This window comes from Variovorax sp. JS1663 (assembly GCF_002157355.1).
Lineage (GTDB): Bacteria > Pseudomonadota > Gammaproteobacteria > Burkholderiales > Burkholderiaceae_C > Variovorax.
The window spans coordinates 1-19,157 of record NZ_LYMK01000042.1 but is presented as its reverse complement, the minus strand read 5'-3'; the positions used below and the strand labels follow the sequence as shown (position 1 = coordinate 19,157).

23 protein-coding genes are annotated in these 19,157 nt (G+C 66.0%); 5 read left to right on the top strand and 18 right to left on the bottom strand.

The genetic code is table 11. The annotated features are described in order from the left end of the window. Positions 1 to 4: 4 nt before the first annotated feature. The 5 genes from A8M77_RS27055 to traJ are packed head-to-tail and all read right to left on the bottom strand — an operon-like array spanning position 5 to position 7,172. Complete coding sequence (locus tag A8M77_RS27055; RefSeq protein WP_086924600.1) at positions 5 to 2,068, bottom strand: DNA topoisomerase III; 2,064 nt, start codon at positions 2,066 to 2,068, stop codon at positions 5 to 7. An 11-nt stretch (positions 2,069 to 2,079) separates the two neighbouring features. After that, complete coding sequence (gene traF / locus A8M77_RS27050; protein ID WP_006122512.1) at positions 2,080 to 2,616, bottom strand: conjugative transfer signal peptidase TraF; 537 nt, start codon at positions 2,614 to 2,616, stop codon at positions 2,080 to 2,082. Next, the gene (locus tag A8M77_RS27045; RefSeq protein ID WP_000694765.1) at positions 2,613 to 4,526 is read right to left on the bottom strand and encodes a type IV secretory system conjugative DNA transfer family protein; all 1,914 of its coding nucleotides are present in this window, start codon (positions 4,524 to 4,526) and stop codon (positions 2,613 to 2,615) included. The genes traF and A8M77_RS27045 overlap by 4 nt, the downstream gene beginning before the upstream one ends. Next, positions 4,523 to 6,763 carry a TraI/MobA(P) family conjugative relaxase gene (gene traI / locus A8M77_RS27040; RefSeq protein WP_011114057.1) on the bottom strand — a complete coding sequence of 747 codons (2,241 nt, stop codon included), beginning with the start codon at positions 6,761 to 6,763 and terminating at the stop codon, positions 4,523 to 4,525. Before traI ends, A8M77_RS27045 begins: the two co-directional genes overlap by 4 nt. 34 nt (positions 6,764 to 6,797) lie before the next feature. Beyond that, positions 6,798 to 7,172 (bottom strand): conjugal transfer transcriptional regulator TraJ, encoded by a 375-nt coding sequence (traJ, locus tag A8M77_RS27035; protein ID WP_000426567.1) that lies wholly within the window; start codon positions 7,170 to 7,172, stop codon positions 6,798 to 6,800. A gap of 373 nt (positions 7,173 to 7,545) precedes the next feature. On the opposite strand from traJ, the gene A8M77_RS27030 reads away from it, so the two are divergent. Genes A8M77_RS27030 through A8M77_RS27020 form a run of 3 tightly spaced genes read left to right on the top strand, consistent with a single transcriptional unit; the run spans position 7,546 to position 9,109 of the window. Further along, positions 7,546 to 7,944 carry a TraK family protein gene (locus A8M77_RS27030; protein ID WP_001127128.1) on the top strand — a complete coding sequence of 133 codons (399 nt, stop codon included), beginning with the start codon at positions 7,546 to 7,548 and terminating at the stop codon, positions 7,942 to 7,944. Continuing rightward, positions 7,944 to 8,669: a nucleotide-binding protein gene (locus A8M77_RS27025; protein WP_011114058.1), complete on the top strand. Its 726-nt coding sequence runs from the start codon at positions 7,944 to 7,946 to the stop codon at positions 8,667 to 8,669. The genes A8M77_RS27030 and A8M77_RS27025 overlap by 1 nt, the downstream gene beginning before the upstream one ends. After that, positions 8,669 to 9,109: a conjugal transfer protein TraM gene (locus A8M77_RS27020; protein ID WP_000718516.1), complete on the top strand. Its 441-nt coding sequence runs from the start codon at positions 8,669 to 8,671 to the stop codon at positions 9,107 to 9,109. The genes A8M77_RS27025 and A8M77_RS27020 overlap by 1 nt, the downstream gene beginning before the upstream one ends. Before the next feature lie 202 nt (positions 9,110 to 9,311). On the opposite strand, the gene kfrC is transcribed toward A8M77_RS27020, so the two are convergent. From kfrC to A8M77_RS26955, 13 genes are all read right to left on the bottom strand, one after another. Beyond that, entirely contained in the window at positions 9,312 to 9,965 is a 654-nt protein-coding gene (gene kfrC, locus A8M77_RS27015; protein ID WP_000826922.1) for an IncP plasmid survival protein KfrC, read from the bottom strand. Positions 9,966 to 9,993: 28 nt separating this feature from the next. Beyond that, positions 9,994 to 10,341 (bottom strand): IncP plasmid survival protein KfrB, encoded by a 348-nt coding sequence (gene kfrB / locus A8M77_RS27010; RefSeq protein WP_000664557.1) that lies wholly within the window; start codon positions 10,339 to 10,341, stop codon positions 9,994 to 9,996. A 170-nt stretch (positions 10,342 to 10,511) separates the two neighbouring features. Further along, positions 10,512 to 11,543: a DNA-binding protein gene (locus A8M77_RS27005; RefSeq protein WP_011114059.1), complete on the bottom strand. Its 1,032-nt coding sequence runs from the start codon at positions 11,541 to 11,543 to the stop codon at positions 10,512 to 10,514. Between the two features lie 178 nt (positions 11,544 to 11,721). Continuing rightward, positions 11,722 to 12,771 carry a transcriptional repressor gene korB gene (locus tag A8M77_RS27000; protein ID WP_011114060.1) on the bottom strand — a complete coding sequence of 350 codons (1,050 nt, stop codon included), beginning with the start codon at positions 12,769 to 12,771 and terminating at the stop codon, positions 11,722 to 11,724. Next, complete coding sequence (locus A8M77_RS26995; RefSeq protein WP_011114061.1) at positions 12,768 to 13,532, bottom strand: ParA family protein; 765 nt, start codon at positions 13,530 to 13,532, stop codon at positions 12,768 to 12,770. Before A8M77_RS26995 ends, A8M77_RS27000 begins: the two co-directional genes overlap by 4 nt. Continuing rightward, entirely contained in the window at positions 13,529 to 13,837 is a 309-nt protein-coding gene (locus A8M77_RS26990) for a transcriptional regulator KorA (RefSeq protein WP_011114062.1), read from the bottom strand. The genes A8M77_RS26995 and A8M77_RS26990 overlap by 4 nt, the downstream gene beginning before the upstream one ends. 106 nt (positions 13,838 to 13,943) lie before the next feature. Continuing rightward, on the bottom strand, positions 13,944 to 14,273 hold the full coding sequence (locus tag A8M77_RS26985; protein WP_011114064.1) for a DUF2761 domain-containing protein: 330 nt from the start codon (positions 14,271 to 14,273) through the stop codon (positions 13,944 to 13,946). 1 nt (position 14,274) lies between these two features. Further along, positions 14,275 to 14,601: a KleE stable inheritance protein gene (gene kleE, locus A8M77_RS26980; RefSeq protein WP_011114065.1), complete on the bottom strand. Its 327-nt coding sequence runs from the start codon at positions 14,599 to 14,601 to the stop codon at positions 14,275 to 14,277. A 208-nt stretch (positions 14,602 to 14,809) separates the two neighbouring features. Beyond that, entirely contained in the window at positions 14,810 to 15,046 is a 237-nt protein-coding gene (gene kleA, locus A8M77_RS26975; protein WP_011114066.1) for a stable inheritance protein KleA, read from the bottom strand. A 157-nt stretch (positions 15,047 to 15,203) separates the two neighbouring features. Beyond that, positions 15,204 to 15,461: a transcriptional repressor KorC gene (gene korC / locus A8M77_RS26970; protein ID WP_011114067.1), complete on the bottom strand. Its 258-nt coding sequence runs from the start codon at positions 15,459 to 15,461 to the stop codon at positions 15,204 to 15,206. Positions 15,462 to 15,477: 16 nt separating this feature from the next. Further along, positions 15,478 to 16,686, bottom strand: a complete 1,209-nt coding sequence (locus A8M77_RS26965; RefSeq protein ID WP_011114068.1) for a hypothetical protein — start codon at positions 16,684 to 16,686, stop codon at positions 15,478 to 15,480. 68 nt (positions 16,687 to 16,754) lie between these two features. Continuing rightward, a complete protein-coding gene (locus tag A8M77_RS26960; RefSeq protein WP_238136984.1) occupies positions 16,755 to 16,916 on the bottom strand; it encodes a hypothetical protein in 162 nt (53 codons plus the stop codon). Between the two features lie 44 nt (positions 16,917 to 16,960). Next, complete coding sequence (locus A8M77_RS26955) at positions 16,961 to 17,389, bottom strand: antirestriction protein (RefSeq protein WP_011114069.1); 429 nt, start codon at positions 17,387 to 17,389, stop codon at positions 16,961 to 16,963. A 172-nt stretch (positions 17,390 to 17,561) separates the two neighbouring features. Here A8M77_RS26955 and A8M77_RS26950 point away from each other — a divergent pair, with 172 nt between their 5' ends. Together A8M77_RS26950 and A8M77_RS26945 are read left to right on the top strand one after the other, a co-directional pair. Next, complete coding sequence (locus A8M77_RS26950; RefSeq protein WP_011114070.1) at positions 17,562 to 17,825, top strand: type II toxin-antitoxin system RelB/DinJ family antitoxin; 264 nt, start codon at positions 17,562 to 17,564, stop codon at positions 17,823 to 17,825. After that, positions 17,812 to 18,093, top strand: coding sequence for a type II toxin-antitoxin system YafQ family toxin (locus A8M77_RS26945; RefSeq protein ID WP_011114071.1), 282 nt, complete (start codon positions 17,812 to 17,814; stop codon positions 18,091 to 18,093). The genes A8M77_RS26950 and A8M77_RS26945 overlap by 14 nt, the downstream gene beginning before the upstream one ends. Positions 18,094 to 19,157: the final 1,064 nt, after the last annotated feature.

Here is a 19,157-nt window from a genome sequence, read left to right as displayed (position 1 = left end):
GTGGTCATTCGGATGCCGGGCCGTTGCGGCCCTTGCTGTAGTCGGGCCGACCCTTGAGGTCGGGGTAGGTCTGCTTGCATGTGGGGAAGTTGCTGCAACCCCACCAGAATTGCCCCTTCTTCTTGCTCGGCCGGCGCGACAAGCCGCTGCCGCAGGCCATGCACTTGTGAAGGGATGACACCGGCGCGGCTTCCTTGCCGCCGGCGATGGTCACGGCTCCGCTGTTGGCCTTCGCCACCTGGTCGCGGATGAACGTCTCTTGCTTCGTGATGAAGGCGCCCAGGGCGGCCGTGCCCTGCTCGACGCCTTTCAGCATCCGCTCGTAGAGCGCGGTCAGCACCGGGCTTTTCACAACCTCGGGCAGCGCGTCGATGACGCTGCGGCCGAGGGTCGTGCTGATGATCTGCTTGCCTTTGACGGCCAGGAACTCGCGCCGCTTCAACTCGGAAATGATCGACGCACGGGTGGCCGACGTGCCGATGCCGTCGCCCTCGCGCAGCATCTTCTTGTGCTCGGCATCGCTGACGAACTTGAGGATGTTCTCCATCGCGCGGATCAGCGTGCCCTCGGTAAAGCGCGCTGGCGGCTTCGTCTTGGCGTCCTTGCGGGTGGCGTCCGTGCAGGTCACGGCGTCGCCCTGGGCCATCGACGGCAGGGCCTGCGTGCCGCTGTCGTCGTCCTCGTCCTTCTCGCCTTCCTCGTCGGCCTGGCTGTACACGTCACGCCAGCCGTTGCGCGTGACTACCTTGCCGCTCGCGGCGAAGTTCTCGCCCGCGATCTCGACGCCCACGGTGGTCTGCATGTACTCGTGCAGCGGGTAGAACTGCGCCAGGTAGGCGCGCACGATCAGGTCGTAGATGTTGCGCTCGCGCTCGCTGAGGGCGGCCTTGCTGCCCTTCTGCATGGTCGGCACGATGCCGTGGTGCGCGGTGATCTTCGAGTCGTCCCACGTCTTGGACTTGATACGCGGATCGGCACCATCGACCAGGCCGGCCAGTTCGGGGTTGACGTGCTTGATCGCCTCCAGCACGCGCGGCGCGTCGGCGTGCTGCGACTCCGGCAGGTAGGCGCAGTCGGTGCGCGGGTACGAGGTCAGCTTGTGCGTCTCGTAGAGCGCCTGGCAGGTGTTCAGCACGTCCTCGGCGCTGTAGCCGAACTTGGCCGAGGCCAGTGCCGTAATGTCGGACAGGGCGAAGGCCAGCGGCTGGTTCTGCTTCTTGGCCTCCTGTTTGTACGCGGCGATGGTGCCCGGCTGGCCCTTGACGGCGGCCACCAGGGCGTCGGCGACGGCGGTATCGACAAGGCGGCCTTCGCTGTCCAGACCGGCTTGATCCTCCTTCGCCTTCCATGCGGCGGCGAAGCTGCCGCCGGCGTGCTGCACCACCGCCCGGATGGTGTGGTACGGCACGGCCTTGAATGCCTCGATCTCGCGGTCGCGGGCGACCACGAGGGCCAGCGTCGGCGTCTGCACGCGGCCCACGGTCAGCAGGGCGCGCGAGCCGCCGCGCTGCGCGCGCAGCGTGTACGCGCGGCTGAGGTTCATGCCGATCAGCCAGTCGGCGCGCTGCCGCCCGCGTGCAGCGTCGGCCCAGCCTGCATAGGTGGTGTTCTCCTTCAACGCGGCCAGGCCGCGCTTGACGGAAACGGAGTCCTGCGCGCTCACCCAAAAGCGGCGCACCGGCTTGCTGTTGCGGAAGTGCTCCAGCACTTCGTCAACCAGCAACTGGCCTTCGCGGTCGGGGTCGCCGGCGTTGACGATCTCCTTGGCCTCCTTGAGCAGCTTGCCGATCACGGCGAGCTGCTTCTTCGCGTCGTCCTTGGGCTTGAGAATCCAGCTCTCGGGGATGATGGGCAGCTCATCGACGCGCCAGACCTTCTTGCCGGACTGGCCGCGCGGCACGTCATCGGGCGTGTACTCGTCGGGGTCGGCCTGTTCGAGCATGTGCCCGAAGCACCAGGTCACTTTGTCGGTGCCGCACTCGATGAAGCCGTCGCCCTTGCCGGTCGCGCCCAGCTCGCCGGCGATGGCCTTGGCGACGGACGGCTTTTCTGCGATGAAAAGGCGCATGGTGTGTCTCCCTACCAGGTGATGACCGGACGGATCACGGTCTTGATTTGCGAACGATTGATCGGGCCGAAGTAGCGGCCGTCGAAGGATGTGGCGCTCACGTCCGACATAAGCAGCACCTCGGAATTGCCGAGCGTGTAGCTGTTGGACTGATAGCGCGGCAGCGGCCGACCGGCCTTGTCGGCCTTGATCGGCGCGCTGAGGGGCAGCAGCTCGCCGTTGACGCGCACGCCGTCATCGGCGACGGCGACGGCATCGTCTTTAGCGGCTAAAACGCGCTTCATCATGTAGCCGTAGCCGCCCTGGCAGAAGCCGGCCCCGATGTAGCCCCTCTCCTTGGCGTCATCGAACACGCCGAGCTGCGGCGGGCAGAAGAGGACGTAGGCCCCCTTCTCCACCGGCGCGCTGCTCGTCCAGTACAGGCCGACCGGAATGCTCTTGGTGGTGTTCACGCGGGCACCGGCGGCATAGCCGCCGGCGGCCAGCAGCAGGGCGGCCACGCCCGCGATGACGACGCCTGCCGCGATGCGTTTCAGGATGCGGCTCATATCGTGATGCCCTCCCCTTCCGTCTCGGCCTGTGCGACGGCGCGCAGGCGGTCGCTGACCTTGGGCGCAGGGATCGCGGCGCGTGCCGAGAACACTGGGTCTTTGAAGTACAGGGGTTGCTTGCCGTAGATCGCCGGGTAGCCCGCGACGTAGATCACCATGTCGCCGGCTTCTTCGATCTCGCCCTGGGCGTTCTTCTTTGGCCCCGGCATGCGCAGGCATTCGTCGGGCGTCAGCAAGGGCCGCTGCACTTCCTGGTAAGTGCGCGACACCTGGCCCAGCATCGCCGCCGTGCGGCGGCCGCTGGTCGTGATCTGCTCCTTCACCACGGTGGTCTGCCCGGTGAGGCGGGACAGGTGTTCGGCCGTCTCGACGCGGTTGGGCGGGTAGGCGTTCTGCACGTGGCAGTTCGACGTGATGCTTTCGTCGTGGCCGTAGCCCGTCTCGCGGCTCTTGAGCTGGTTAATGTCCTGGCAGATGAGGTAGCACTTGATGCCGTAGCCGGCCACGAAGGCCAGCGACTCTTGCATGATCTCCAGCTTCCCGAGGCTCGGGAACTCGTCCAGCATCATCAAGAGCCGGTGCTTGTAGTGCGCCACCGGCCGGCCGCCCTCGAAGTCCATCTTGTCGGCCAGCAGGCGCACGATCATGTTCACCATGACGCGCACCAGCGGCCGCAGGCGGGCCTTATCGTTGGGCTGGGTGACAATGTAGAGGCTTACCGGGTCGTCCTCGTGCATCAACTGCTTGATGCGGAAGTCCGACCGGCTGACGTTGCGGGCCACCACGGGGTCGCGGTACAGGGCCAGGTACGACTTGGCCGTGGACAGCACCGATCCGGCTTCTTCCTCGGGCCGATCCATCATGTCGCGGGCCGCCGAGCCGATGGCGTGATGGTTCTGGCCGTCTACGTGCCCGTAGGTCGCCATTTCCATCCAAAGCTCGCCAATGTCCCGGTTCGGGTCGGCCAGCATCGCATCGACGGACGGCAGCGTGGCGGTGCCGCCATCGTCCTTGGCCTTGTACAGCGCGTGCAGGATCACGCCGACCAGGAGCGCGAAGGCGGTCTTCTGCCAGTGCGAGTCCAGGCCCTTGCCGTCCGGGTCAACGATCAGCGTGGCAAGGTTCTGCACGTCACCCACCTCGTATTCGGTGCCGAGGCGGATTTCGTCCAGCGGATTCCAGCAGACGCCGCCCGAGGTGCTGGCCGGCTCGAAGCGCAGCACCTTGTTCTTGGCGTGCTTCTGCCGCCAGCCGGCGGTCAAGGCCCACAACTCGCCCTTCAAGTCGGTGATGACGCTGCTCGCGCCCCACGACAGCAGCGTGGGCACCACCAGGCCGACGCCCTTGCCCGAGCGCGTGGGCGCGTAGGTCAGCACGTGCTCGGGGCCGCTGTGCCGCAGGTAGAAGAAATTGCCGTCCTTGTCCTGCCAGCCGCCCACGTACACGCCGGTAGCCGTGGGTGCGGCCTTGCCGGTGACGATCTCCAGGACGTTGCGCTCGCGTGGCAGCAGGCCGGCCGCCTGAATGTCCTTCTTCTCGGCCCAGCGGGCCGAGCCGTGCAGGTACTCGTTCGCCTTCGAGCTGTTGGACGTGACGACCTTCGCCACGGCCACGCCCAGCAGGCCCACGGTCGAAACCAGCATCCCCATGCTGCCGGCCTTCATGATCTCGTCCGGGTACTGGCTGTACCACTTGTACGTCCAGTGCAGGATCGACCAGGGCGCGTACACGTGGCCCACGTTGGGGCCGAGGGTCGCGTGATAGGCGAACGTGTGGGCGAAGAACTGCGTCGCGGCCTGGAGGCCGCCGACCATCGAGGCCGCGCCCAGCACCGGCAGCAGCTTGCTCGGCTTCGGTTTGGCGGTTCGGACTTGCGGCCCTACCGCGTTGTTCATCTTGATCTTCATCTACTCCTTCCTTTCGACGTTTTGATGGAGCCTTTCGCGGTGATCGAGACGGCATCGCCGACCGCGATGCGCGTCAAGCGCCGGGCCGTGGCCTGGTCGATGGGCATAACCATGACCTCATCACCTCGTTTCAAGAGGGCCAGCGCCTGGCCCTCGATAGTCCTGGTGCCCTGGAACGTGAGCGCACCATCACCGGCAGTATATCGGGAATGCTTCGGTATATCGAAACCTTTTAGGCGCTTTGCCTCGCGTTCGGCGATGTACTTGTCGGCGGCGGCGACGCCCGGCGGCGTCTGGCCTACTCCTGTTCCTGGCCGAGAAATTCCCCGTCGCAGTGCGTGATCTGGTTGGGTTCCTTGCTGCTCCACGTGACGAGGAACATCACGCGGCAATAGCACTTCACTTCCGCCGGCGATGCGAACCACACCGAGTTCGGACAGTGCTCGCAAACGGTGCTGGCTTTGGGGCGGCGGTTTTCTTCCAAGGCGTCCAACGTCGGGCTTCCGGTGGACGGTGGCGGCGTGAAGGCCGGCGTCGGCGCGGTCGCCTCGGCCGGCGGCTGGCCGGCCGTCGCCTGCTCGGGCGACGGCTGCGGCTCCGGTAGCGTGCTGGTCGGCAGCGGGCCGCTGTCCAGGGCCGCCAGCGCCGCGTCCAGTTCGTCCTCGATGCTCTGGTCTTTCGGTTCGCTCATGGGTGTTCTCCTTGTTCAAAAGCGCCTGCCGCCGGCTCTCAAGAGCCGGATCGGTGAAGGTGATGGGTAGCTGGGAATCGACGGCGGCGCGGATCATCTGCGCCTTGAACTCCACCGTGCCGTTGACGGTGATGCGGTTGCCGTAGCGTTGCATCGCCAGGCGCAGGGCTTCTTGCAGCCCTTCGCGCGTGGCCTCGCGGGAGACTTGCAGGCGGTCACCGTCATCGCGCACGGCGCTCATGCCGGCGCGGAAGATGATCGTCCCCTTCTTCGTGATGTTGTCCACCGCCGGCGCGTGGCCGGGCTTCGCCTGGCCCTCGCCCCGGATGGTGTTGCCCTTGAGGCCCTGGGCCGCCTCGCGGGCGCGCAGGGCGGCCAGGGCGTCGGCGCCGCCGTGCTGCGCCTCCTTCTTGAGCCAGTCGGCCCACGTGCGCCGGCTGTGCTCGGCGTAGAGGGCCGTGCGCTCCTGTTGGAACTGCTTGTTGATCGCCTGGAGTTCGCTGCGCAGGGCCTTGCTCGCCTGGGCGTACAGCAGCTTCTTGTTCGCGCGGCCCTCGCCGACCACCTTAATCGTGGCGCGGCGCAGGCGGTTCGACCTCTTGGCCGCCTCGATCAGCCGATCCTTGCGATGCCGGGCGCGCTCCAGGGCCTGGGCGCGCGCCGTGGTCAAGCTCTGCTGCTCGGCCTTGTACTTCGCGTACAGCTCCACGGTGTTGACGCGAAGGCGGATGGGGTCTTTGCGGTACTGCCGCTTCGCGGTGGTTTGCGCCTGCCGTTCGGGCGAAGCCTCGAACGGGCCAAGCCGCGCCTCCAGGCTCGGCTTGGAAAGGTCGCGGGCTACTGTGCTCGCCTTCACCATCGTTCCGTCGCCGGCCTCGAACACGAGGCCATTGGCGCGGACGCGCAGCTCCATTCCGTTGTCCCGCATGACCTGGTGCAGTTCCTGCCAGGACTGCGCGCCCTTGATCTCGTCCAGGCACTCGCGCTTGATCCAGCCGACCAGGCTTTCAACGCCGGCATGCCGCTCCATGTCGGCGGCCCGGCCCTCCGCGCCGCGCTTGCGCGGCTCGTGGTTGTCGCGCTCCAGGCCGTAGTCGCGCTCCAGGGCCGTGCAGAGTTCCGCCAGCGCCCGGTGCGGGTAGTACGGCTCGTGCATCGTGTGCCGCGTCGGGTGAATCTTGTTGATGGCGATGTGGATGTGCAGGTTGTCGGTGTCGTTGTGGACGGCACTGATTCGCTGATGCTCGCCATAACCCAGCCCGACGCAGATGCGTTCCTCAATCGCGCGCAAGGTGTCGGCGCTGGGCTGCTCGCCGGCCCGGAAGCTGACGATCAGGTGGTAGGTCTTGTCGCCCTTCGCGCGGGTGTTCGTGTGCTGGGTCGCCAGCACCTCCGTGATGGCGTCCTGGATGGAACCGGCTTCGCAGTTCGTCGCCTGCACGTGGCCCAGCCGGTGGTCTTTGCTTTGGGCGTCGGTGATGTAGTTCGCCAGGCCCGCGAAGTCGCTCTTGCCAAGCGAGCGCATCGGCACGTGCTTGGCGATCATGGCCGCCCCTCCGGCTTTTTAGCCGCTAAAGAAGTCAAGGCTCGGCCCTCGGCTGAACCACGGCCTTCATGATCCGGCTCATTTCGTCCTGGGTGGCCTCGATCCGGCCCAGCAGGGCCAGGATGGTCGCCTCGCCGAACTGGAGCGTTCGCACGTCATCGGTCAGCCAGAGCTTGAGCAGGCCGCCAAGGCGGCCAAGGTCGCCGTTGACGCGCACCAGCTCGCGCACGTGCTGGTAGTCCATGACGCCCTTGATCTGGTAGCCCTGGCCCACGTCGCGCAGATAGCGCGCCACGCTGACGCCCGCCCTCTTGGCGTTCGCCTCGATCTCGTCTTTCTCTTCGGGGAACACCGGCACCCGCAGGTGCTGCCGCCGCCGGCGGCCGTGTTCCTTTTCGTCGTTCTCCATGCCTCGCCTCGTCTCTCATGCCGGCGGTAGCCGGCTGCCTCGCAGAGCAGGATGACCCGTTGAGCGCCCCCGGCGCGAATAAGGGACAGTGAAGATAGATAACCGGCTCGCCGGTTAGCTAACTTCACACATCCTGCCCGCCTTACGGCGTTAATAACACCAAGGAAAGTCTACACCAGCCATTACGATTTATCCGCAACTATCGCGCTATCAGGCCGCAAAAGCAGCAACGGATATAGCGAAAACCGCCACAATGGCCCATAATGCCGCTATCGAAGCGTGCCAATGCACGCCGATAGCGGACTTTTTGCGTTTCCGTAGCGCCGCTTAGTAGCGTTACATTTGCGATGAGAGGATTAGATGGACGAACACGATGCCAAAGACCTACCCCGAAGAGCTGGCTGAATGGGTGAAGGGACGGGAAGCCAAGAAGCCGCGCCAGGACAAGCACGTGGTCGCGTTCCTGGCCGTCAAGAGCGACGTTCAAGCGGCGCTCGATGCGGGCTATGCGATGAAAACGATCTGGGAGCACATGAAGGAAACCGGCCGGCTGCGCTGTCGGTACGAAACCTTCACCCAGCACGTGAAGCGGTACATCAAGGCCGCGCCGGTAGCTTCCCCGCCGCCTCCCGCCACTCCCCCGGACAGCCAGCCCAAGGGCGCGAAGCCCGAGCCGAAGGCCGCCCCGCCGGCCTCGGAATCCAAGAGTGAGCCGCCCAAGATCGGCGGCTTCACGTTTGATGCGACTCCAAAGAAAGAGGATTTACTGTAATGGCGAAAATTCACATGGTTCTGCAAGGCAAGGGCGGCGTCGGCAAGTCGATGATCGCGGCCACCATCGCGCAGTACAAAGCCGGCAAGGGACAGAAGCCGCTTTGCATCGACACCGATCCGGTGAACGCGACGTTCGAGGGCTACAAAGCCCTCAACGTGCGCCGGCTCAACATCATGGACGGCGACGAGATCAACACCCGGAATTTCGACGCCCTGGTCGAGATGATCGCGTCGGCCGAGGGCGACGTCATCATCGACAACGGGGCCAGCTCGTTCGTGCCGCTGTCGCACTACCTCATCAGCAACCAGGTGCCGGCGCTGCTCCAGGACATGGGCCACGAACTCGTGGTGCATACGGTCGTCACCGGCGGCCAGGCCCTGGTGGACACGGTGAGCGGCTTCGCCCAGCTCGCCAGCCAGTTCCCGGCCGAATGCCTGTTCGTGGTCTGGCTGAACCCGTATTGGGGGCCAATCGAGCACGAGGGCAAGGGGTTCGAGCAGTTGAAGGCGTACACGACCAACAAGGGCCGTGTGTCCGCCATCATCCAGATTCCGGCGCTGAAAGAGGAAACCTACGGCCGCGACTTCGCCGAAATGCTCCAGGATCGGCGCACCTTCGATGAGGCCCTGGCCGATTCGGCGCTCACGATCATGACGCGGCAGCGGCTCAAGATCGTGAAAACCCAGCTCTTCGCCCAGCTCGAAAACGCGGCGGTGCTCTGATGGCGGCCGACGACAAGATCGAGGAGCTGATACGGGAGATCGCGGCCAAGCACGGCATCGCCGTGGGCCGCGACGATCCGATCTTGATCCTCCAGACCATCAACATGAAGCTGATGCAGGACAGCGCATCGGCCCAGCAGGAAATCTTGGACGCCTTCAAGTCGGAACTGGAGTCCATCGCCCACCGATGGGGTGATGACGCCAAGGGAAAGGCGGAAAGGACGCTCAACGCGGCGTTGGCGGCCAGCAAGGACGCCATGACGCGGGGAATGCAGGAGGGCGCGAAGGCGGCCGCCGAGGCCGTGCGGCGTGAGGTTGAGGCGGTGACGGCGCAGCTCGTCGCGCCGATCCGCGAGGCGCGGCGCGTCGCCATGATGAACATGGTCGCGGCCGGCATGGCGGTCGTGGCCGCCGGCCTGGCCCTGTGGGCCTCGCTGTAGATGGCGATGCGGGATCTCATCGTCAGAACTGGCGATGGTCGACCGCGCCGGCGGCATCGCCAGGTTCGGCGATGCTGGCCAGCTCCCGGCATCGTCGCTTGTGACGATGCTGCAGGATGATTCCACCAGGCCCTCGGCGGGCCTCCCTCGCCAGAAATGGCGATGCTCGAGAAAAAAGCCCGGCGACCGCCGGGCTTCGTTTTTATGCGGGCCTGGCTGACAGGCCCAAGGACTGCGATCTCCCTGGCCGCTCCTGGGCCTGGGATTGCTTGCGCTCCTGCTCCTGCTTGCGCATCAGCAGCTCATGCCGGCGGGCGGCCTCGCGCATGGCATCCCAATCGGAAGCCAGCTCGGGGTTCTCGGCGCGCATCTTGCGCGTCGCCAGCTCTTCGATCTTCGGCGAGTGCAGGCCCATGCCTTCCTTGATCTCGCGGACGGCCTCCAGGCGCGCGTGAAGCGTCTGCAAGCGGGCCTGCTGCTGCGCCTGCTGGTTCTGCCAGGCTCGCTTAGAGCCGGGCAAGGAAAGCCGGCCAGGCGCGGACGCCTGGGTCTGCTGCAAACGGGCCTGCTGCCGGTCGATCAGGTTTTCTAGCCTGTCCTCGATGTGCTCCACCTGGTCGTGCTTGGCCTGCACGTAGAGCGCCAGGGTTTCGGGGTAGGACTGCTCGACCGGGGCCGCCTCTAGGGTGGCCTGCTGCTCGATCTCGGCCGCCTGGGCGGCCTCCAGCAAGTCGGCTCCGGTGTCCTCGCGCGAAGCGCCGAAGGCGGCACCGCCGAGGGTGGCCGGCGCGCTGACGCGGGCCGGCTTGGTGGCGCGGCTCTCGGTGCCGCTGCCGGGGATGGTGAGTCGTTTCAAGGGCGTGCCTCCTTTTTAGCCGCTAAAGCTACATGGAGCGCCCCCGCGTCAGTTTCGGGGCCTCTGCGGCGACTGCCGCCTTGCCCTGGGCGTTGTAGCTGATGCTCTTTGCGCTCCCAATTTCAGGTACTTTATCGAAATCTGACCGAGCGTGCATGACAAAGTTCTTGCCGATCTGCTGGTACACGTTGGTGGCGTCGGCATGAACGATCACGCCGGCGTGGGTCTGCTTCTTGTCGGCCGCTTGGGCCGTGTACAGGTTGTAGATGCCGGGCTTCAACGCGCCCGCCTTGTCTACTTTCTGATTCGTCCAAGCGCCGTCCTTTTCGGCCTGAACGATGCGTTGACCGTTCATGACCAAGAGGCGTTCTTTCATCGGGCACTCCTATGGTTGCCGTAGTTCTCAAAAGGGTGATGGTGGCCCCATGCAAGCCGCGCTCCAACAAAAAAGCCGACCTCGGCAAAGCGAGGCCGGCTCTTCCCAGCGGCCGGGTTGTGCGTTTTGTCAGGGTTCCAGGGTAATTTTAAGGAAAACCAACCGATTTATCAGGTCTTTTTGCGTCCGCCGCTGGTCGGATCGGCCGCCCGGCCTTGCGCCATGACGGTTTCCAGGGCCTCCAGCCGGCCGCGAAGCCCGGCCGCTTCCTCGCGGGCCTGGGCAGCGTCGCGCTTCGCCTGGTCGCGCTCGCCCTGGGCGGCGGTCAGCCGCTCGGCCTGGCGGTGTGCCTCGGCCGCCATCGCCTTGCGCTGCTCCTGGTGGGCCTGCTCGGCCGCCTCGGCCTTGGCCTGCACCTTCACCAGCTCCGCGCGCACCTGGTCGCGCTCGGCGGCGGCCGCCTCGGTGGCCTTCCGCTGCTCGGCCTGAGCGGCGCGCGCCTGGTCGGTCGCCTGGTTCGCCCGCTCCAGGTCGGCACGCAGCTCGCCGGCGCGGCGCTCGATCTCGGCGGTACGGCTGTTCGCGGCCGCGAGGTCGGCCCGCAGGGCCTCCACCTGGTCGGCGCTGGCCGTGGCCCTCTCCTGGGCCTTGTCGCGCTCTGCGCGCGCCTGGCGGGCTTCCTGATGGGCGTGATCCAGCTCCGTGCGCAGCTCGCCGGCCCTGGCCTCGGCCGTGGCCGCGCGCTCGCTGGTCGCCGCGAGCTTGCCGCGCAGCTCGTCGGCCTCGCCCTTGGCGGCCGCCTCGACGGCCTCCAGGGCCGCGATGCGGGCCTTGGCCTCGTCCAGCTCGCCGGTGAGCTGGTCGGCCAGCTCTGCGGCTTCCTGGCGCGCTGCTTCCGTCTCCTGGCGCACGGCCTCCAGCGCCTCGCGCTCGGCGGCCAGGCGGTTGTTCGCCATTTCCAGCGCCACGGCCCACAAGTCGCCGCCCAGCTCGGCCAGCTTGTCAGTGATCGCCTGCGGTGCCGGCTCGCGGATCGGGGCGGCCTGGCTGGCCTTGCGTGCGCGCCACTCGTTCATCGCCTCGCTGATGGTGGTGAAGCTGCCGCTGCCGAGCTGCTTGCGCACGTTCGCCAGCGTGGGGTTCTGGCCGGCCGCGTCCAGTTCGTCGGCCACCGCAAATATCTGCTCCTTCGAGATCGCCATGTCGGGCCTCCTTTGGCCGGTTGTATGTTGTAGCGTGAAGCATACTACAACATACAACACTACGCAAGCGGTTTAGCTGAACTTTTTTTAGCGGCTAAAACGCGGGCAAAAAAAGCCCCGCTCGATGGCGGGGCGATGGGTGGGGGTCGGTGGTCGGCGATGCCCGGCGCTGGGCGTGTCAGCCCTCCAGCAGCGCGACAAGCTGCACGGTGCCAAGGTCGGCCTCGAACTCCTGGCCGTCATCCTCGTATTTGAGCCAGGCCCAGCCCTCGGCCGGGGGCCGGCGGTTGAGGATCAGCCGTGCCGGCCGGTCGTCGTGCTTGACCTGGATGATGGCCTTCTTGAGCTTGTCGGGGTCGGCCTCCTTCGGCTCCTTCTTCCCCTTGGCGTCATCATCCTGCGGCCCCTGCTCGCCGTCGCCGGCCTCGGCGTCGGTCTTGCCGGTCAGCGCATCGACGGTGTTGGGATCACGGTCGCCGTCCTCGTGACTGCGCTTGTCCTCCAGGAACTCGCGCAGCAGCTTCACCGAGCCGCGCGTCAGCTCCTGGCTGTCGTCGGCCAGCCAGGCGGCCACCTCGTCGGGGTTCTTCTTGTAGGCCGTCACCAGCTCGTTGATGACAGTCACGTCCTTGCCCCGGCCGCTATTGAACGCCTCGGCAATGGGTTCGGGCAAGTCCAGCAGCGTGACGTGCTGCGTGACGAAGGCCGGCGACTTGCCGATCTCCTTGGCGATCTCGCCCTTCTTCTTGCCCTTCGCCAGCTCGCGGCCGATGAAGTCGGCGATCTCACGCGCCGTCAGCTCGTTGCGTTGCAGGTTCTCGATAACCTGGTCGGCCTCGTTGTAATCGTTGTCGATGAAGGCCGGGATCGTGGTCTTGTGCGCCCACTTCGAGCCGCGATAGCGCCGCGCGCCGTGGTTGATGAGGTAGCGCCCCGGTGCGTCCGGGTTCTCGCGCACGCTGATGGGCGACTTCACGCCGCGCGCTTTGATCGTCTCGCCGATCTCCGCGATGCTCTCCGGCGAGAAGCCGGGGTTGTCGGCCGTGCGCGGCTGGTGCGGGTCTTCGTCGATCAGGTCAAGCGGCAGCTCCTGCGGGCCTGCGCCGCCGGCGTTGGCCGCCGGCTGCTCGTTCAGCAGGCCGGCCAGGTCGCCCAGCCCGTCCAGGCCCAGCCCGGACGATTGCGGCTTGTCCTGCTCCTTCTTCTTGGCGTTGGTCTTGGCGCTCATTGCGCGATCTCCATCTTCGTGAACACGTAATCCGCCAGCGCACGCACCTCCTGGGTGGCCTTCCGCGCGGCGGTCTTCTTGATCTTCCACACCGGCATCTGCTCGCCCAGCGCCTCGGCGATGCTGTCACGCGCGCCGATGCTGAACGGCAAGATGAGCTGCGGGTATGCCTGCTGCAACGTCGCCAGGTTGTTGACGTGGCGCGGCTTCCGCGCGTCCACCTTGTTCGGCACCATGCCGAGGAAGCGCAGCTTGGGGTTCTGCTTGCGCAGGTTGCTGATGACCGCGACCATCTTCTTCATGCCCTGCAAGCTGTACGCCTCCATTTCGATGGGCGACAGCATGTAGTCGGCCGTCAGCACGGCCGCCGTCATGGCGACGCCAAGGGAGGGGGCCGTGTCGATCAGGCACACGTCGAAGAACTCGCCCAGCGCGGCCACACTGGCCCGCAGCGCGGCGGCCGCCTGGGAAAGCTCCATCTTGTCCAGGTTCGCCAGGTTGGCGTCTGCCGCGATCAGCGCCAGGCCGTCATCCTCCCGGTCAGCGAACCAGGCGCGCAGCTCGTCGCCGCCGGCGGTGAACATGCGACTGGCGGGATAGCCCGAGTCGTGGCCGGCCAGCGTCCAGCTCGCATTGCCCTGGGTGTCCAGGTCGATCACTGCAACCCGAAGGCCGCGCTCCTGGAAGTCGAACGCCAGGTGGCAGGTTGCGAACGTCTTGCCTTGACCGCCTTTCTGAATTGCCGTGACCAGTGTTTTCATGAGTTGGGTTCCTGTTTCCTCTTTCCCTTGGCGTCGGCTTCCCAACGCTTGACGATGAACGCTTGATGCTCCGGCAGTACCGCCGTCACCCGCTCGAAGCCCTGCGGGAGCACTTCCCCCGCCACTGCCCACACGCGGCTGACCGCTTGCGATACCGCCCCCTTGGTCAGCCCCAGCGAGGCCACAAACTCGGCCTGGGGCCTTCCATCAACCAGCACGCCGCGCGCTATGTCGATGGTCTGTTGCCCGATCTCCAGGCCCTTGATCGCCGCCTGGAATTGGGCTTCGGTTAGCCGTTTCTTCATGGAGAACACCCATATAAACTCCACACCCGGTTGTTGAACAAAAGGCGGTGCCAGCCGCCGACCATGTGCAGAAGTTTAGCTAAACTCGCCGCCCGCGTCAAGCGTTTTAGCGGCTAAAAATGGGCGCGTGATCTTCTTTCTTGGCGTTCAACCTGGCCGCGTCAGCGGCACTCATGAAGAACGTCATCAGCGGGCCGACCGTGCGGCTCGAACCGTTGGCAAAGCACACGTCGAACTGACCGCCGGCGGTGTGCGGATCGACGCCTTCCACCAGTCGCCAGGGGTCAAGGCCCCATTCCTCGGATTGCGCGCTGTACCAATAGGCCGGCGCATCGCCGTTCAAGTCGCTGGCCGCGTACTCGCGCACCAGGACGGCCACCCGGCCGGTGTTCGGCTCCACGAATCCCGGCGGGTAGGGTAGGGTCTGTTTTTTCATGTCAAAGCCCCTTCGGCTTGTAGATCGAAACGAAGTAGGTGATCGCGGTCAGCACCGCGAAGTACGCCAGGAACGACCAACCGGCATACACGCCAGGCGTGTTCCAGTGGTAGAGCATCCGCACGAACTGGAAGAAGGTGGCAATCGACAGCACCCACTTGAGGATCGGCCAGACCAGCACGGTCGCCACCCATACGAACTTGACCAGGCCGGCCAGCAGGCCAGCACCGGGGGCCTTGTTGGGGGCAGCAGACGCGGCGGCAGGCTCCACCGGCGCGGGCGCGGCGGGCTGCTCGATCTCCTTGGGGAACTTGATGATGTTGGACATAGCTTGACCCTCCACGCGCTTACGTGTTGAATGCTGGGTGCTCCCACTCGGAAGCATGGTTACGGTGTGCCAGCACCAGGCCAAGCGCCCCGGATCACTCCGGGGCGTTCCTCCACCTGGGGCCGCCCTTGATCTTGCCTCGGCTCACGCAATACTCCTTCTTGGCGTCCTCGATAGGCCCGGCCGTTGCCGACCGGGCCATGTGCTCTTACCAGCCGGCCCGGCGCTTGGCCTGCTCGACGGCTTCCATCGACCAATGGCCCTTGGCCTGCCCCTCCAGGGAGCATCCGGCGAAGTACGCCTTGCCGCGCAGTTCCTCGGCTTTGCACACCAGCTCGGCCGCCTCGGCCATCATGGCCGCGATCTCGTCACGGCGGGCCGGGAAGTCGGTCGCTGCCGCGCCCTCCAGCTCGTCAATCCAGGGCATAATCTTGTTGTCGCTCATCGGACTTTCTCCGGTAGTTGACCTGGGCAATGTGCCCGGCCTTCAAGTGCTATATTAGGGCAAAATGCCCTAACCTGTCAAGCACTTTAGCTAAACTTTTTTCGCTTTACCGGAATCCGAAGGCTAAACTTTAGCCGCTAAAACCTTTCCCTTGGCGTCAATCCTCTTTCCAGATCACGCCCAGCCCGGCCTGGTCGCACAGGATCGCCCATGCCGCATAGGGAATCGGGGTGTCCTCGCCGATCCAGCGGCGGATCGTGCGGTCGCCCTTCGCGCCCAGCCCCAGCGCCTTCGCGGCCTTGCTGCCGCTGAACCCGGCCAGGCGCAGCACCTCTCGGACTTCCTCGCCGGTCGGTTGCGCCCAGCGTTCGGCCGGCTTCAAGCACTCCAGCCGGATATTGGCGTCGTTCGTCATTCGTTCGTTCTCCTGGTCAAGTGATAAGCCGCAACTGGTCGAAGCCGTAGATCGACTGGATGCAGCTCGGGTCTGAATCGACCACGCGCCGGCCTGCGCGATTGGTCTTGTACGTTACCGGCCTGTCGTCGTGCGCCCACACCTGGCGGGTGTCGGGATGCACCTTCACGATGATGATGCGCTTGCCGATGTAGCGGTCGAAAACCGGGTGATGGACGCTCACGATCTCGCACCGCTGGCCGGGCTTGAACTCCACCAGGTCGGCCGGGCCTCCATCGCCATTCCTGGCGATGCTGCAGGTTGCCGCGCTCGCTCGCGGCATCGTTGTTTCCGGCGATACAGGCCCGCCCTCGCCCGGCTCGGCATCGTCGGCTTTGACGATGCTGCAGGTCATCGTCGTTTCTGGCGATGCGGGATCTCGCTCCGGGCCTGCGCCGGTGATTTTTCCCTTGGCGTCCAACCCGGCGGCCCTGGCCGCCTTGATCCTGGTCGCGGCCTCGGCCGCCCAGCGCCTGGCGATGAAGGCCCGATGCGAGGGCAGCACCACATCGACCAGGACGAACCCCGGCGGCACCAGGACGGTCGCCGGTGCGCGCCGCGCCGGCGGCTCCAAGCCGGCCAGCCAAGCGGGCAGGGGAGCATCGGCCAGGCGGTCGCGGTAGCTGGCCTCGACCATCACCGGGCGCTTCTTCTCGGCTCGCTGCGCAGCCAGGATGCCGCGCGCAACCTCGTCCACCGTCATGCAGCCCTGCGCCGTGTCGAAGTGCGAGCGGTAGCCCGTTTCGGAGATAAACGGCCTGTCCAGGTCGATGACGTGGAACTGGAAGTGGGCACCCAGCGGCCCGCCGTAGCCGGCCTCGTACTCCACCAGGGCGCGCATGTCGCCATCCGCGACCAGGAACTGGCCGCGCTGGCCCCACAAGGGCACGTCGCCAGGCACCGCCGCGCAATGGCGCTCGATGACCTGGCCGGGCGCGTCGTGGTCGGCCATGCTGCCCACGTGCGTTCCGCCGTTCATCTTCCAGATGACGGCCTCGTATCGGTCGCTGGCCGCCTCGGCGGCCGCACCGTCACCGCGCATGATCGCCGCGTCGATCTCCACCACGGCCGCCACGGCGGCGGCCAGCAGCTCGTCGCGGTCGGTGGGCAGCTCGGCCAGCAGCTCGGCCGCCGGCGCGTTCCAGTCCTGGCCCGGCTGGGCCGGCGTCTTGCGTTTCTTCGCCATCGGCCGGCCCCTCAAGTGTCAGCACGCCGCCACGCGATCACGTCGCGGGCTTCGTAGCCGTGGCGCTTTCAGTCGTCGCAGAATCCCGAGCTGAACCCCTTGTGGTTCGTGCCGATCCATGCGGCCGGCTTGCCGCATTCGTGGCCGTAGGTGCCCGGCTCGGCGTTGTGGCACTTGCCGTCCGTCGCGTAGCTGTTCGTCGGTGCCTGGGGAGCGTTGTTCCTGGTCATGGTCGCCTCCTGGAAGCCCCGGCCGAAGCCGGGGCCGCCCCTCATCAGTCAATAGCCCGGTAGATCGCGGCCGCCTCGGCGTGGCTGGCTGCGAAGCCGCGCAGGAAGTGATAGCGGTCGATCAGGGCATCGCCGGCGTCCGTGTCGGCGGCCTCGGCCGCGAGCTGACCCAGCGCGAACAGGGTTGCGACAATGCCGGCGGCGTCGGCCGACAACTCGCCTCGGAAGCCGTTGCCGTCCACCTCGATCTCCAGGCGGTCGGCCAGGTCGGGGGCCATGTAAAAACCGCCGTCCGACAAGGTGTAGTAGTGCCAATACGCGCCGCTGTAGCGTTCGCAGAGCCGGCGAAGCCAGGCATACACCAGGGCCTCGCCGCGCATCATCAGACGCGGGCCGAAGTAGGCGGGCAGGAAGTCGAGGCGCTGGGCCTCGGCGACCAGGGAAGCGGTAACGGGTTGCTCTTGGGTGTTCATCGGACTTTCTCCGGTAGTTGACCTGGGCGAAATGCCCGGCCTTCAAGTGCTATATTAGGGCAAAATGTCCTAATCGTCAAGCACTTTAGCTAAACGTTTTAGCCGCTAAACCTTGCCCTTTCCCTTGGCGTGCATTACAATGTAATTCACGAACCCAACCGGAGAACCAATCATGGCTGCAAACCAGCTCGTACAAACGCGCATCGACGGCGCGATCAAGGAAGAAGCGGCGGCCGTCCTGGCCGCGATGGGCCTTACCGTGTCCGACGCGGTGCGGCTGCTGCTCACGAAGGTGGCCCAGGACAAGGCGCTGCCCTTCGAGCCGCTGATTCCGAACGCCACCACCATCGAGGCGATGAAGGAAGCCCGCAAGGGCAAGCTGCCGCGCTTCGCCACCGTCAACGATCTGATGGCCGATCTGCATGCGGCAGATTGAGCGCACCGGCCAGTTCAAGCGCGACTACAAGCGCGAGGCGAAAGGGCAGCACCGGGCCACGCTCGACGCCGACCTGGTGCCCGTCCTGGTCGCGCTCGCCGACGACCAGCCGCTGGAACCTCGGCACCGCGACCACGCGCTGACCGGGGACTGGAAGGATCACCGGGATTGCCACGTCAAGCCCGACCTGGTGCTGATCTACCAGAAGCCCGACGCCGACACGCTGCGCCTGGTGCGCCTCGGCTCTCACTCCGAACTCGGCTTGTGATCGGCGCGGGCCTGGCCCCGCGTCTCACGTTTCATTGACACTTGAGGGGCGCTTTCCGCGCCACCGGCCGAGCTGGCCGACCCCCTTCCTTGGCGTAAAACCTGCGGCGGTGGAGCTGCTGCGATGCTTGAGGATCGCGCGGCCGGTCGAACCGCGGCGACCTGGTTGGGGAGTGTGAGGGGGCTTTGCCCCCTCGCAAGCTCTCGAACTTACTGCCTTCCGCCAGGCGCTTGCGCCTGGCTCTCCTAAGCCGTAGCGCCGAAGGCGCTCCATTGTGGGGTGAGGCCGCAAGGCGGCCGAGGGGCGTAGCCCCTGGGGGGATGGGAGGCCGCTTGCGGCCGGGTGGGATCGAGAAGGGGGGTTTCCCCCCTTCGGCGGCCGGTCATGCTGCGCGGTAGCTTGGGCCGTGTTGCCGTTTTTTTCGCCAGCCTCTGGTTAAAACTACCTGGTTATATAAAAAGGTTATAAAGACGGTTAAAAACCTGGTTAGCATGACCGAAAAACGCGCGTAAACCGTTGTCACGCCAAGGAAAAGCGCGAAGAGGCCGCCCCTCAAGTGTCAATGGATAAGCCCCCCATGTGTCAATACGCTGCCCCTCAAGTGTCAAGAACCGCGCCCCTCAAGTGTCAGTAGGGCCGCCCCTCAAGTGTCAATACCGGGGCAGGGTTCCTAACAGGGTTATCCACAACTTCGGTGGATAACTCCATGCCGATCAGGCACTTAGGCCGCCTCGGCGGCCGCCTGGACGGCTCGACCAGGCCGAAATCGGCCGCTGCCCCCCAAGTGTCAACATCGCGCCGGCCCCGCTGCCCCTCAAGTGTCAACGTCAGGGCTGCGCCGGCCGGCCTCGGCCGACTTGTCCCGAAACTGTCCACAACGGCCGCGCCGGTAGGGCAGGGCAGGGAAGGCCCCGGAAACGGGCCAGGAAGGCCCGTCAGGGCCGCAAAGCCCAGCGGCGAGGGCCACCGGCCCGGTGAGGGGTCTCCTCGTTTTCAGTGCAATAAGTGACGGTACGAAAAGCTAGCACTGGCGCGGAGGTGGTGTTGGTAGATCGTTGATTTCA